12 protein-coding genes are annotated in these 13,794 nt (G+C 70.1%); 9 read left to right on the forward strand and 3 right to left on the reverse strand.

The genetic code is table 11. From position 1 onward, the window contains the following. The first annotated feature begins 167 nt into the window (after window positions 1-167). The 3 genes from ACWFR4_RS25105 to ACWFR4_RS25115 are packed head-to-tail and all read left to right on the forward strand — an operon-like array spanning window position 168 to window position 3,557. Entirely contained in the window at window positions 168-1,217 is a 1,050-nt protein-coding gene (locus ACWFR4_RS25105) for a 2-oxoacid:ferredoxin oxidoreductase subunit beta (RefSeq protein WP_453654631.1), read from the forward strand. Window positions 1,218-1,275: 58 nt separating this feature from the next. Further along, window positions 1,276-2,796, forward strand: coding sequence for a tRNA (N6-isopentenyl adenosine(37)-C2)-methylthiotransferase MiaB (gene miaB / locus ACWFR4_RS25110; protein ID WP_266559153.1), 1,521 nt, complete (start codon window positions 1,276-1,278; stop codon window positions 2,794-2,796). Between the two features lie 47 nt (window positions 2,797-2,843). Further along, window positions 2,844-3,557 carry a class III extradiol dioxygenase subunit B-like domain-containing protein gene (locus tag ACWFR4_RS25115; protein ID WP_453469213.1) on the forward strand — a complete coding sequence of 238 codons (714 nt, stop codon included), beginning with the start codon at window positions 2,844-2,846 and terminating at the stop codon, window positions 3,555-3,557. Window positions 3,558-3,725: 168 nt separating this feature from the next. Here the strand turns inward: ACWFR4_RS25115 and ACWFR4_RS25120 are convergent, their stop codons facing one another. Both ACWFR4_RS25120 and ACWFR4_RS25125 read right to left on the reverse strand, forming a co-directional pair. Further along, the gene (locus tag ACWFR4_RS25120; protein WP_453468392.1) at window positions 3,726-3,989 is read right to left on the reverse strand and encodes an antitoxin; all 264 of its coding nucleotides are present in this window, start codon (window positions 3,987-3,989) and stop codon (window positions 3,726-3,728) included. A gap of 23 nt (window positions 3,990-4,012) precedes the next feature. After that, entirely contained in the window at window positions 4,013-4,300 is a 288-nt protein-coding gene (locus ACWFR4_RS25125; RefSeq protein ID WP_453468393.1) for a hypothetical protein, read from the reverse strand. Window positions 4,301-4,482: 182 nt separating this feature from the next. Here ACWFR4_RS25125 and miaA point away from each other — a divergent pair, with 182 nt between their 5' ends. The 6 genes from miaA (at window position 4,483) to hflX (ending at window position 12,463) form a co-directional block, all read left to right on the forward strand. Continuing rightward, window positions 4,483-5,421 carry a tRNA (adenosine(37)-N6)-dimethylallyltransferase MiaA gene (gene miaA / locus ACWFR4_RS25130; RefSeq protein ID WP_453468394.1) on the forward strand — a complete coding sequence of 313 codons (939 nt, stop codon included), beginning with the start codon at window positions 4,483-4,485 and terminating at the stop codon, window positions 5,419-5,421. A 107-nt stretch (window positions 5,422-5,528) separates the two neighbouring features. Continuing rightward, entirely contained in the window at window positions 5,529-5,996 is a 468-nt protein-coding gene (locus ACWFR4_RS25135; RefSeq protein WP_453468399.1) for a hypothetical protein, read from the forward strand. 55 nt (window positions 5,997-6,051) lie between these two features. Continuing rightward, complete coding sequence (dapF, locus tag ACWFR4_RS25140) at window positions 6,052-6,930, forward strand: diaminopimelate epimerase (RefSeq protein ID WP_453654633.1); 879 nt, start codon at window positions 6,052-6,054, stop codon at window positions 6,928-6,930. Between the two features lie 137 nt (window positions 6,931-7,067). After that, window positions 7,068-9,197, forward strand: a complete 2,130-nt coding sequence (locus ACWFR4_RS25145) for a RelA/SpoT family protein (RefSeq protein ID WP_453468396.1) — start codon at window positions 7,068-7,070, stop codon at window positions 9,195-9,197. Between the two features lie 67 nt (window positions 9,198-9,264). Further along, the gene (locus ACWFR4_RS25150) at window positions 9,265-10,743 is read left to right on the forward strand and encodes a M1 family metallopeptidase (RefSeq protein WP_453468397.1); all 1,479 of its coding nucleotides are present in this window, start codon (window positions 9,265-9,267) and stop codon (window positions 10,741-10,743) included. A gap of 223 nt (window positions 10,744-10,966) precedes the next feature. Next, window positions 10,967-12,463, forward strand: a complete 1,497-nt coding sequence (gene hflX / locus ACWFR4_RS25155) for a GTPase HflX (RefSeq protein WP_453468398.1) — start codon at window positions 10,967-10,969, stop codon at window positions 12,461-12,463. Window positions 12,464-12,557: 94 nt separating this feature from the next. Here hflX and ACWFR4_RS25160 read toward each other — a convergent pair whose 3' ends face one another. Next, window positions 12,558-13,760 carry a trypsin-like serine peptidase gene (locus tag ACWFR4_RS25160; RefSeq protein ID WP_453654635.1) on the reverse strand — a complete coding sequence of 401 codons (1,203 nt, stop codon included), beginning with the start codon at window positions 13,758-13,760 and terminating at the stop codon, window positions 12,558-12,560. Window positions 13,761-13,794 lie beyond the last annotated feature (34 nt).

Genomic DNA, 13,794 nt, shown 5'->3' on the forward strand with positions numbered 1-13,794 from the left:
CGAGGTCCTGGGGCGTTACGACAAGGTGGTGATCCCCGAGATGAACCTCGGCCAGCTCGCCACCCTCATCCGGGCCAGGTATCTGGTGGACGCCCACTCCTACAACCAGGTCAACGGCATGCCGTTCAAGGCTGAGCAGCTCGCCACGGCTCTCAAGGAGGCCATCCATGGCTGAGATGCTCAGCCTCGTGCCCAGGAGTGAAGTCGCCCTGAAGGCAAAGGACTTCAAGTCCGACCAGGAGGTGCGCTGGTGCCCGGGCTGTGGTGACTACGCGATCCTGGCCGCCGTGCAGGGCTTCATGCCCGAGCTCGGGCTGGCGAAGGAGAACATCGTCTTCGTCTCGGGCATCGGCTGCTCGTCCCGCTTCCCGTACTACATGAACACCTACGGGATGCACTCCATCCACGGCCGCGCCCCGGCCATCGCGACCGGTCTGGCCTCCAGCCGGCGTGACCTGTCGGTGTGGGTGGTCACCGGTGACGGCGACGCGCTGTCCATCGGCGGCAACCACCTCATCCACGCCCTGCGCCGCAACGTGAACCTGAAGATCCTGCTCTTCAACAACCGGATCTACGGGCTCACCAAGGGCCAGTACAGCCCCACCTCCGAGGTCGGCAAGATCACCAAGTCGACGCCGATGGGGTCCCTCGACGCACCCTTCAACCCGGTGTCCCTCGCACTCGGCGCGGAAGCCTCCTTCGTGGCCCGCACCGTCGACTCCGACCGCAAACACCTCACCGACGTCCTGCGGCAGGCGGCCGCCCACCCCGGCACCGCACTGGTGGAGATCTACCAGAACTGCAACATCTTCAACGACGGCGCCTTCGAAGTCCTCAAAGACCAGCAGCAGGCCCAGGAGGCGGTCATCCGCCTCGAACACGGGCAGCCGATCCGCTTCGGCACCGACCTCGCCAAGGGCGTCGTGCGGGACCCGCAGACCGGTGACCTGGAAGTCGTCGACGTGAACGAGGACAACCAGTCACAGATCCTCGTCCACGACGCGCACGCGGCCTCGCCCACCACCGCGTTCGCCCTGTCCCGCCTGGCCGACCCGCACACCCTGCACCACACACCCATCGGCGTCTTCCGCTCCACCGAGCGACCCGTCTACGACGTGCAGATGTCCGAGCAGCTCGACGAAGCGATCGAACAGAACGGAAAAGGCGACCTGGCCGCACTGCTCGCCGGCGGCGACACCTGGACCGTTGTGGGATGAATCCCGGGGTCCGGCGGCAGGAGCGAACGGGCTTCCGGCACCGCCTACCCTGGAGTGCATGACCAGCAGCGACCGGAGCCAGGCAGTGGACGTTCAACAATTCAAGACGTACGAGGTGCGCACCTACGGGTGCCAGATGAACGTCCACGACTCCGAGCGGCTCTCCGGCCTCCTTGAGGACGCCGGATACGTCCGTGCGCCGGAGGGCGCCGACGGTGACGCCGATGTCGTCGTCTTCAACACGTGCGCCGTCCGCGAGAACGCGGACAACAAGCTGTACGGCAATCTCGGCCGCCTGGCGCCGATGAAGACGAAGCGGCCCGGCATGCAGATCGCCGTCGGCGGCTGCCTTGCGCAGAAGGACCGCGACACCATCGTGCAGCGGGCCCCCTGGGTGGACGTCGTCTTCGGTACGCACAACATCGGCAAGCTGCCCGTCCTCCTGGAGCGCGCCCGCATCCAGGAGGAGGCGCAGGTCGAGATCGCCGAGTCGCTGGAGGCTTTCCCCTCCACGCTGCCGACCCGCCGCGAGAGCGCGTACGCGGCCTGGGTCTCCATCTCCGTCGGCTGCAACAACACCTGCACCTTCTGCATCGTGCCCGCCCTGCGCGGCAAGGAGAAGGACCGCAGGACCGGCGACATCCTCGCCGAGATCGAGGCGCTCGTCGGCGAGGGCGTCAGCGAGATCACGCTGCTCGGCCAGAACGTGAACGCGTACGGCTCGGACATCGGTGACCGCGAGGCCTTCAGCAAGCTGCTGCGCGCCTGCGGGAAGATCGAGGGCCTGGAGCGGGTGCGCTTCACGTCCCCGCACCCGCGCGATTTCACCGACGACGTGATCGCCGCCATGGCCGAGACGCCGAACGTGATGCCCCAGCTGCACATGCCGATGCAGTCCGGCTCGGACACCGTCCTGAAGGCGATGCGCCGGTCCTACCGGCAGGAGCGCTACCTCGGGATCATCGAGAAGGTGCGCGCCGCGATCCCGCACGCCGCCATCTCCACGGACATCATCGTGGGCTTCCCCGGCGAGACCGAGGAGGACTTCGAGCAGACGATGCACGCGGTCCGCGAGGCCCGCTTCGCGAACGCCTTCACGTTCCAGTACTCCAAGCGGCCCGGGACCCCGGCGGCGACCATGGAGGGCCAGATTCCCAAGGAGGTCGTCCAGGAGCGCTACATGCGCCTGGTCGAACTCCAGGAGGAGATCTCCTGGGACGAGAACAAGAAGCAGGTCGGCCGCACCCTGGAGCTGATGGTCGCCGAGGGCGAGGGCCGCAAGGACGGTGCCACGCACCGCCTGTCCGGCCGCGCCCCCGACAACCGCCTGGTGCACTTCACCAAGCCGGACACCGAGGTGCGCCCCGGTGACGTGGTCACCGTCGAGATCACCTACGCGGCCCCGCATCACCTGCTCGCCGAGGGCGACGTCCTCGAAGTGCGCCGCACGCGCGCGGGTGACGCCTGGGAGAAGCGGAACGCGGAGCCCGAGCAGAAGCAGGGCGTCATGCTCGGCCTGCCCTCGGTGGGCGTCCCGGCCCCGCTGCCGGCGGCCACGGGCGGCTGCGCCGTCAACTGACGGCACCACTCCCTGCGTGCCACATGAGGCGCAGTAGGCTGCCGATCATGCTTGTCGCCGCCGCCGTCTGCCCCTGCCCGCCCCTGCTCGTGCCCGAGGTCGCCGCGGGTGCGGCCCCCGAGCTGGACGCCGCGCGCGCGGCCTGTGACGAGGCCGTCCGCGCGGTCCTGGCCGCCCGGCCCGACCTGATCGTGGTCGTCGGCGAAGGGCCGGTGACCCGCGCGCACGCGCAGGGTGCCACGGGCGGTTTCCAGCCGTTCGGAGTGGACCTCGAGGTCCGCCTCGGCGCGGTTCCCGAGGGCGCCGAGGCGCCGGCGGCGGAACGGTTGCCCCTGTCCCTCACGGTGGGCGCCTGGCTGCTCGCCAGGGCAGGGTGGACCGGCCGGGCGGAGGGCTACGAGGTGCAGGGCGACAGGTCCTGGCCGGCCAACGGCGAGGACGGCACCCACCTCGCGAACTGGGCGGACCGCGTGGGTTTCCTCGTCATGGGTGACGGCACCGCCTGCCGCAGCCTCAAGGCCCCCGGCTATCTGGACGAGCGTGCCGAAGGGGTTGACGCGGCGATCGCCGAGGCCCTGCGCAACGGCGACCACGACGGGTTCTTCGCGAACCTCGACGCGGACCTCGCCCATGAACTCAAGATCTCCGGCCGGTCCCCGTGGCAGGTCATGACGGCGGCCTTCGACGAGGACCAGAACTGGAGCGTCCTTTACGAGGACGCTCCCTACGGGGTCGGCTACTTCGTCGCCACCTGGTCGTAGACGAACGCACACGCAGTCGGGGAGGAGCGCCTGCCGACGAGGGGGCGAGCTGCCGGCGACGACTGGGCGAGCGCCTGCCGACGAACGGCGGGACCACGCACGACCGGCGACGGCCGCGGAGCCACAAAAGGCTCCGCGGCCGTCCGCAGTGTGCTGGTACCGCGTGTCTCAGGAGGCGGGGGGTGACGGTGGTGTGGCGCCACCGTCCGGGCTGCCGCCCTTGCCCTGACCCGGCTCCGCGAAGCGGTCCATAGCGTCCTTGGCCTTGCCTGTGCCTGTCTGGATCTGGTCGCTGTACTTGCCCTTGGTCTTCTCGTCGACCGACTTCGCGACCTTGTCCATGCCCTGGTCGACCTTGTCCCCGTGCTGCTGCGCGAGGTCCGCGACCTTGTCCTTGCTGAGCTTGGCTTTCAACGTGTCCAGGATGCCCATGGGTTCACCTTCACTCGCGGGGACTACTTGCGGGCGCCCTCACCGGCCTCGCTGTCGGCGGCCTGCTCCGCGGACTGCTGCTTGGGAATCTCCACGGGCTCCGCGGCGGCGGGCTCGGGGGTATCGGCAGCCTCTGTGGACGCCTCCGGCTCCGCGGCGTCGGTGGCCGCGGAGATGTCGGCAGCCTCGGAAGTCCCGGGGGAAGAGTCCTCGGCCTCGGGCTCGGCCGTCAGAATGGCGGCCTGCGCCTCACTGGTTGACGCCTCCTCCGTGCCCTTCGACTTCCGGCGAAACATGGCGAAAACACCCATTTCAACTCCATACGTTACTCGTGCGGGCGAAATCCCGCGTCGCCCGGTGCGTCCGATTGCGTCGCCCGGGTCTGAGGCACTCGAAACCGGCGGTCGGAACCTCGCAACAGGGAACGACCCCGGACCTGTGGCGTCACGTAGCTCGTTCGGGAGCAGGCCCCGAGGTTTGCGAGACTGGGGCGGTGAGTAGTGCAGCTCCCGCTCCGCGGGTCATCGCCGTCGTCGGACCCACTGCGGCCGGAAAGTCCGATCTGGGCGTTTTTCTCGCCAGAGAACTCGGCGGCGAGGTCGTCAACGCCGACTCCATGCAGCTCTATCGGGGGATGGATATCGGCACTGCCAAACTGACGCCCGAGGAACGCGGCGGCGTCCCGCACCACCTCCTGGACATCTGGGACGTCACCGAGGCGGCCAGCGTCGCGGAGTACCAGAAGCTCGCCCGCGCCGAGATCGACCGGCTGCTCGCCGCGGGACGCTGGCCCGTCCTGGTCGGCGGCTCCGGCCTCTACGTCCGCGGAGCGGTGGACCACCTGGAGTTCCCGGGCACCGACCCCGAGGTGCGCGCCCGCCTGGAGGAGGAGCTCACCCTGCGCGGCTCCGGCGCCCTGCACGCCCGCCTCGCCGTCTCCGACCCCGGGGCCGCCAAGGCGATCCTGCCGAGCAACGGCCGGCGCATCGTCCGCGCCCTCGAGGTCATCGAGATCACGGGCAAGCCCTTCACGGCCAACCTGCCGGGACACGAGTCCGTCTACGACACCGTCCAGATCGGCGTCGACGTGGCGCGCCCCGAACTCGACGAGCGCATCGCGACCCGCGTCGACCGCATGTGGGACGCCGGGCTCGTGGACGAGGTGCGCACCCTGGAGGCGCGCGGCCTGCGGGAAGGGCGTACGGCGTCGCGTGCGCTCGGCTACCAGCAGGTGCTCGCCGCGCTGGCGGGGGAGTGCACGGAGGACGAGGCGCGTGCCGAGACCGTCCGCGCCACCAAGCGCTTCGCACGCCGTCAGGACTCCTGGTTCCGCCGCGATCCGCGCGTCCACTGGCTCAGCGGCGCGGCGGCCGAACACGGGGAACTCCCGACCCGGGCAATGACGTTGATCGAACGACCGGTCACAGCCTGATCACGTGATGGCATCGGGACGCTCCGGCCGTCATCGCGGCCCCTGGGAGCGTGCCATCATCGACCATCGATCGACCAGTGGAGTCCGAAGTGGGAGGGCGCGTGGCGATGGAGGCCGGCCCTCGTGACACCGCACCCGGCGGGGAACAGCTGAGCCCTGACGGACCGGACGCGACCCTGGACGGTGTGATCGCCGACGGCCCCACGGCCGAGGAGCTCGCATCGCAGGCAGGGGGCGCCGAGGTCGAGGTGGAGCTGCGCCCGCAGCGCCGCCTGCGCCTGTGGCAGCTCGCGCCCATCGTGATCCTCTCCGCGATCGGCTCCCTGATGTTCGCGTTCCCGCTCTTCTTCGAGTTCGGGGACGGCGGGGCCGTCGTGGCCATGCTGGGGCTGCTGATCAGCTCCTGCGCCGCCGGCTGGGGAATGATGGCCGCGCGTCGCGTCGGCTACACCTGGCCCGGCTTCCCGGCCCGCGAATCGGGCCGGCGCCCGGACTGGCGGGTCGTCGGCGCGTACGCGGTCGTGGTCGCCGCCGTCGCCGTCCTCGCCGTGTGGCGCGTCGCCCGCCTGCGCTAGTCCACGTACCGGGCCGTCCCGACGGGTTGTCGGCGCCACCCCGTACGATCGAGGAATGAGCACGCGGATCGCCTTCCTCAAGGGTCACGGGACCGAGAACGACTTCGTGATCGTCCCCGACCCGGAGAACGCCCTGGAGCTGCCCCCGGCGGCCGTCGCGGCCCTGTGCGACCGCCGTGCCGGAATCGGCGGCGACGGCCTGTTGCACGTGGTGCGCTCCGCCGCCCACCCCGACGCGCGGCACCTGGCTTCCGAGGCCGAGTGGTTCATGGACTACCGCAACGGCGACGGCTCGATCGCCGAGATGTGCGGCAACGGCGTGCGTGTGTTCGCCCACTACCTCCAGCACGCCGGTCTTGTCGGCGAGGGTGACCTCGCGGTGGCCACGCGCGGAGGCGTGAAGAGCGTGCACATCGACAAGGAGGGCGACATCACGGTCGGCATGGGCAAGGCCCTCCTCCTCGAAGGGGATGTCACCGTCAGCGTCGCCGACCACAGCTGGCCCGCGCGCAACGTGAACATGGGGAACCCCCACGCCGTCGCCTTCGTGGAGGACCTCGCCCAGGCCGGCAACCTCTTCACCGCCCCGCCCTTCACCCCGGCCACGGCCTACCCGGACGGGGTGAACGTCGAATTCGTCGTCGGCCGCGGCCCCCGCCACGTCGCCATGAGGGTCCACGAGCGCGGCGTGGGCGAGACCCGCTCGTGTGGCACGGGTGCGTGCGCCGTGGCCGTCGCGGCGGCCCGCAGGGACGGCCTGGACCCGGCGGTGACCGGATCGCCGGTGACGTACGCCGTGGACCTGCCCGGCGGACGGCTCGTGATCACGGAGCGGGCCGACGGGGAGATCGAGATGACGGGACCCGCGGTGATCGTCGCCGAGGGAGAGATCGACACGGACTGGCTGGCGGGTCTCGAAACCGTAAACCCCTGAACGTTCGCTCGAATGGGTGATCCGTTTCACGCTGGGCGAGAGGGGGACTGCTCCACGTGATGGGCTCGGTAGCATCAAGCACCGGCCCGGGCGGGAACCCCGCAGACCGCCGCCGGTCGACGCAGCCGGAGGTGCTCATGAGTGCGGAGGCGACCAATCCCGCTACGCCGGGCCCGATCACACCGGGCGCGCACCGCCGGCGCGGCCGTCCCCGGATCGACCTGCGCCGCATCGGCTGGGCCGCGCTCCTCGGCCCCGCCGCGGGCAACCGGCTGCCCGACGCGATCGGTCACGTGGTCGAGGCCCACCGCGCCCACCACCCGGAAGCGCCCCTGGAGCCGCTGCACCGCGCGTACGTCCTGGCCGAGTCCTCCCATCGGGGACAGATGCGCAAGAGCGGCGAGCCCTACATCACACACCCGCTCGCCGTGACGCTGATCCTCGCCGAGCTGGGTGCCGAGACGACGACACTGACCGCGTCCCTCCTCCACGACACCGTCGAGGACACCGAGGTGACGCTCGATCAGGTGCGTACGGAATTCGGCGAAGAGGTCGCCTATCTCGTCGACGGCGTGACCAAGCTCGAAAAGGTCGACTACGGAGCGGCCGCCGAACCCGAGACCTTCCGCAAGATGCTCGTCGCCACCGGCAACGACGTGCGGGTCATGTCGATCAAACTCGCCGACCGGCTGCACAACATGCGCACCCTCGGCGTGATGCGCCCCGAGAAACAGGCACGCATCGCCAAGGTCACCCGGGACGTCCTCATCCCGCTCGCGGAACGCCTCGGTGTCCAGGCACTCAAGACCGAGCTCGAGGACCTCGTCTTCGCGATCCTGCACCCCGACGAGTACACGGGGACCCGCGAGCTCATCGCGGCCAACGACGCGCGGGACACCGATCCCCTCGCGGAGATCGCCGAGGACGCCCGCGTCGTCCTGAAGGACGCCGGGATCACGGCCGAAGTGCTGATCAGGCCACGGCACTTCGTCTCCGTGCACCGGGCGAGACGCAAGCGGGGAACGCTGCGCGGAGCGGACTTCGGGCGTCTGCTGGTACTCGTCGGCGAGGACGCCGATTGCTACGGGGTGCTCGGCGAGCTGCACACGTGCTTCACGCCCGTCGTCTCGGAGTTCAAGGACTTCATCGCCGTACCGAAGTTCAACCTGTACCAGTCGCTGCACACAGCCGTGTCGCGCGGTGACGGCGAGGTCGCAGAAGTCCTCATCCGTACCCACCAGATGCACAAGGTGGCCGAGGCCGGAGTCGTCGCGCTCGGCAATCCCTACGCTCCGCCTGCGGACGAGCAGACGGACAGCATGGGTGAGCGTGCCGACCCGACCAGGCCCGGCTGGCTCTCCCGCCTCCTCGACTGGCAGGAGGCCGCCCCGGACGCGGACACCTTCTGGTCGACGCTGCGCGAAGACCTCGCCCAGGACCGCGAGATCACCGTCTTCCGGCCCGACGGCGGCACGCTCGGCCTGCCCGCGGGCGCCAGCTGCGTCGACGCCGCGTACGCCCAGTACGGCGAGGACGCGCACGCCTGCATCGGAGCCCGGGTCAACGGCCGGCTGGCCACGCTCAGCACCGTCCTGAGCGACGGGGACACCGTCCAGCTCCTCATGGGCCAGGACCCCGCCTCCGAGCCCTCCAGGGACTGGCTCGACCACGCCCGTACGCCCGCCGCGCGCATCGCCATCCGGCGCTGGCTCACGACCCATCCGGCCACGCCCGAGCCCGAGCCCGAGGACAGGCGCGCCCCGGAGTCGGCCCCCAGGACGCCACAGGGCGCGCCCGCGGGCCGCCCCGCCGAGGCGAACGCCGTCGTGGACCGGCCGGGCGCCACGGTCCGCCTCGCGGGCTGCTGCACGCCCGTGCCGCCCGACGAGGTGACCGCCTTCGCCGTACGCGGCGGTGTCGTGACCGTGCACCGCGCTGAGTGTCACGGCGTGGCGCGCATGAAGAGCGCGGGACGCGCCGAGGTCGGCGTGCACTGGGGCGACACCACGGAGTGCCGGGTCTCCCTGATCGCCGAATCGTTCAGCCGGCCGCATCTGCTGGCAGATCTCACCGAAGCCATCGCCCTGGAGAGCGTCGCCGTGATCTCGGCGACCGTGGAACCGCCGGCCCAGGGCCGCGTACGCCACTCCTACACGCTCCAACTCCCCGACGCGACAACGCTCCCCGGACTGATGCGCGCCATGCGCAACATCGCAGGGGTGTACGACGTCAGCCGAGCGCAGCACCCTGCCCAGACCACCTCGTAGGGTCTCGTTCGGGTGGGTGTGGCGCGTCCCGCCGGAGTCCGGACGCGCACGCTGGTAGCCGTAGTTCATGCTGCTCACCCCCCGCACCATCCGCATGGGTACCGCGCTCGTCGCCGCGGCCGCCTCCACCGCACTTCTCGCCGCGAGCGCGCCGCCGCCGGCCGTCCCGCTGGGCGTCGGCGACCGGCTCTTCCCGCACCTCGGCAATCCGGGCTACGACGTGGAGTCGTACGACATCGCGTTCACGTACCACGGTGACAACAAGAAGCCGCTCGACGCCGTCACCAAGATCGAGGCCACGGCGACCGCCCGTCTCGAGCAGGTGAATCTCGACTTCTCGCACGGAACAGTCCGCTCCGTAGAGGTCAACGGCAGGCCCGCGCGGTTCGACACCAGCGACGAGGACCTGGTCGTCACGCCCGAGGCCGCCGTCCCGGAAGGCGCCCCGCTGGAGATCACCGTGCGGCACACCAGCAACCCGGTACCCGGCAAGGAGGAGGGCGGCTGGGTGCAGACCAAGGACGGTCTCGCCATGGCCAATCAGGCCGACGCCGGGCACCGCGTGTTCCCGAGCAACGACCACCCTTCGGACAAGGCCCTGTTCACGTTCCGGGTCACGGCCCCCAAGGCGCTGACGGTCGTCGCCAACGGGGTGCCCTTCCTGAAGATGCGCCACGGAGCGGACACCAGCTGGACTTACCGCACCCTCCACCCTATGGCCACCGAGCTGGCGCAGGTCTCGATCGGTCGCTCCGCGGTGCTGCACCGAGAGGGGCCGCACGGGCTGCGCGTCCGTGACGTGGTGCCCGCCAAGGACCGCAAGGTCCTCGAACCGTGGCTCAAGAAGACGCCCGCCCAGCTCGCCTGGATGGAAGGGAAGGTCGGCCGCTACCCCTTCGAGAACTACGGCCTCCTGATCGCCCAGGTCCGCACCGGCTTCGAACTGGAGACCCAGACGCTCTCCCTCTTCGAGAAGGACATCTTCACGGAGCCCGCCTACCCCGCCTGGTACATCGACTCGATCATGGTCCATGAGATGGCGCACCAGTGGTTCGGCGACAGCGTCAGCCCGCGCACCTGGTCCGACCTGTGGCTGAACGAGGGCCACGCCAGCTGGTACGAAGCCCTCTACGCCCAGGAGAAGGGCCACCAGTCCATGGCCAAGCGCATGCGCCAGGCCTACCGCGCCTCGGACGGCTGGCGCGCCGCGGGTGGCCCGCCTGCCGCCCCCATGGGCCCGAAGTCGGGCCAGAAGATCAGCATCTTCCGGCCCGTGGTCTACGACGGCAGCTCCCTCGTGCTCTACGCGCTCCGCCAGGAGATCGGCACCCCGGCCTTCGAGCGGCTGGAGCGAGACTGGGTGCGCACGCACCGTGACGGCACGGCGAGCACGGCGGACTTCATCAGCCTCGCCTCGCAGACCTCCGGCCGCGATCTCCAGGGCTTCTTCCGGGCCTGGCTGTACGGCACGAAGACGCCGCCGATGCCGGGACACCCGGACTGGAAGTCGACGCCGGTGGAGAAGGCGAAGCCGGCCAGGGGATAGGCCACCGACCGGCGGCAAACAGCCCAGGCAGGACAGGCTTCGGGCCCGGCGCCGGCGGGCAAAAGTCGGGTGACGAGACGGGCCGTGCCGTGCGACCATCTTCAGGTCGGCGGCACGGTCGGCCCGGGAATCTACGGACGCCCCGGGACGTTGTGTCAGTCGAAGGACCACGCTGTCATGCGCGGGCCGTCACACATTCCGAACACCTCGACGTAAGGATCCAATGACCTCCTCTTCTTCCCCTTCCCAGGACGCGCAGAGCTTCGCGCAGAACAACCCCGAAGGTCTTCGGGCCGATGCCCTGATGGAAGAGGACGTCGCCTGGAGCCACGAGATCGACGGAGAGCGGGACGGCGATCAGTTCGACCGCTCCGAGCGTGCGGCCCTGCGCCGCGTCGCGGGCCTCTCCACCGAGCTCGAGGACGTCACCGAAGTCGAGTACCGACAGCTCCGCCTGGAGCGGGTCGTGCTCGTCGGTGTGTGGACCTCGGGAACCGTCGATGACGCGGAGAACTCCCTCGCGGAGCTGGCCGCTCTCGCCGAGACCGCCGGCGCCTTGGTGCTCGACGGCGTCATCCAGCGCCGGGACAAGCCCGACGCGGCGACGTACATCGGCTCGGGCAAGGCCCTGGAGCTGCGCGACATCGTCCTCGAGACCGGAGCCGACACCGTTGTGTGTGACGGTGAGCTCAGCCCCGGCCAGCTCATCCACCTCGAAGATGTCGTCAAGGTCAAGGTGGTCGACAGGACCGCCCTGATCCTCGACATCTTCGCCCAGCACGCCAAGTCCCGAGAGGGCAAGGCGCAGGTCGCCCTCGCGCAGATGCAGTACATGCTGCCGCGGCTGCGCGGCTGGGGTCAGTCGCTCTCCCGGCAGATGGGCGGCGGCAGCGGTGGCGGCATGGCCACCCGTGGTCCCGGTGAGACCAAGATCGAGACGGACCGGCGACGGATCCGCGAGAAGATGGCGAAGATGCGCCGGGAAATCGCGGACATGAAGACGGGCCGCGAGATCAAGCGCCAGGAGCGGCGCCGCAACAAGGTGCCTTCGGTGGCCATCGCCGGATACACCAACGCGGGCAAGTCGTCCCTGCTCAACCGCCTGACGGGCGCCGGCGTCCTGGTGGAGAACGCACTGTTCGCCACCCTCGACCCGACCGTCCGCAAAGCCGAGACCCCCAGCGGCCGTCTCTACACACTGGCCGACACGGTCGGTTTTGTGCGGCACCTGCCCCACCACCTCGTCGAGGCGTTCCGCTCCACGATGGAGGAGGTCGGTGACTCCGACCTGATCCTGCACGTCGTGGACGGATCGCACCCGGCGCCGGAGGAGCAGCTGGCCGCCGTGCGCGAGGTCATCCGGGACGTGGGCGCCACGAAGGTGCCCGAGATCGTGGTGATCAACAAGGCGGACGCGGCCGACCCCCTCGTCCTCCAGCGGCTGCTGCGCGTCGAGAAGCGCGCGATCGCGGTGTCGGCCCGCACCGGGCTCGGCATCGACAAGCTGCTCGCGATCGTCGACGACGAGCTGCCGCGTCCCGAGGTCGAGATCGAGGCGCTCGTGCCGTACACGCACGGCCAGCTGGTCGCGCGTGCGCACGCCGCCGGCGAGGTGATCTCCGAGGGGCACACCGCGGACGGCACGCTGCTCAAGGCGCGGGTGCACGAGGAACTCGCCGCCGAGTTCGCGCCGTACCTCCTGGCGGCGGCCGCGAGCTGACGCTCCGGCAGCAGCCAGGCATCCTGTGCCGACGGCGAGGGCCCGCCCCCAACTTCCTGGGGGCGGGCCCTCGTTCGTTCGGTGAAGCCGGCGCCTACTGGCTGCCGTACTTCTCGCTCATCGTGTCGAAGACCTGCTGGGCGCCCTTGCCCAGCTGCGGTCCGGCCAGCCAGGTGTTCTCGGCCGGGCCGATCGACGTGTTCGACACCAGCTGCGTCTTCCCGTCGACCATCCGGAACCAGCCGCCACCGGACGAACCGCCGGTCATGGTGCAGCCGATGCGGTACATCGTCGGCATGCCGGGGCTGAGGGACAGACGGCCCGGGCGGTCGATGCACTTGTGCATCAGCTGACCGTTGAACGGCGGTGCGGCCGGGTAGCCCCAGGCGCCCATGCTGCCGACCGACTGGACGGCGGGCTCGGAGAAGTCGACGGGCAGCGCGTTGCCGACGGTCTCCTCGAGGGACTTGGAACCCTGCTCCGGCTTCACGTGCAGCACCGCGTAGTCGTACGGAGCGCCCGCACCACCCGACTCGGCGCCCGTGTCGATCCACTCGTTGGAGGTGGAGGCCCAGTCGGCCCAGAAGGTGCCGTACGGGGCGATCTCCTGCGGGGCGGCGTTCTGCAGCTGCGCCTCGGATTTGCCCAGGTCGTTGTAGGCCGGGACAAAGGCGATGTTGCGGTACCAGCCGCCTGCCGCACCCGCGTGCACGCAGTGGCCCGCGGTCCAGACGAGGTTGGACTTGCCCGGGTTGCGCGGGTCCTTCACGACGGTGCCGGAGCAGACCATCGAACCCTCGGGCGAGTCGAAGAAGACCTTGCCGACCGGGGCGGCGTTCTCGTGGTACGGGGTCTTCTCGGGCACGGCCTTGACGGGCTGCGGCTCAGGGTCCGTGGCGCCCTGGTCGGCCGACGCGTCCTTCGCGGCGATCGTCTTGTCCGGGTCCTTGGCGGACTTCATCCGCTCGGGCTTCCAGTGGTCCTTGATGACCGGGTTGACGAAGTCCTTGGCCTCGCGCAGCCAGTCGTCCTTGTCCCAGTTCTTCCAGGCGCCGTTCTGCCACTTGTCCGGGTCGATGCCGTGCTTCTTGAGCTGGTCGGCTATGCCCCCGGGCAGCCGGCCGTCGGATCCCTTGTCGGCTCCCTGCGAAGCCGTCGCGGCCGACTTGTCACTCGCCGTGTCGTCGCTCGGGCCGCAGGCCGTGGCGGTGAGCGCCAGGGCCGCGGCGAGCCCCGTAGTGGCGAGGACGCTGCGACGGCCCCGGCTCCACTTGGATGACGGACGTGTGGAACGCATGGTGCTGTTACCCCCGATGAAGCGAATGTGTCAT

The sequence above is a fragment of the Streptomyces sp. NPDC055140 genome (assembly GCF_053607285.1).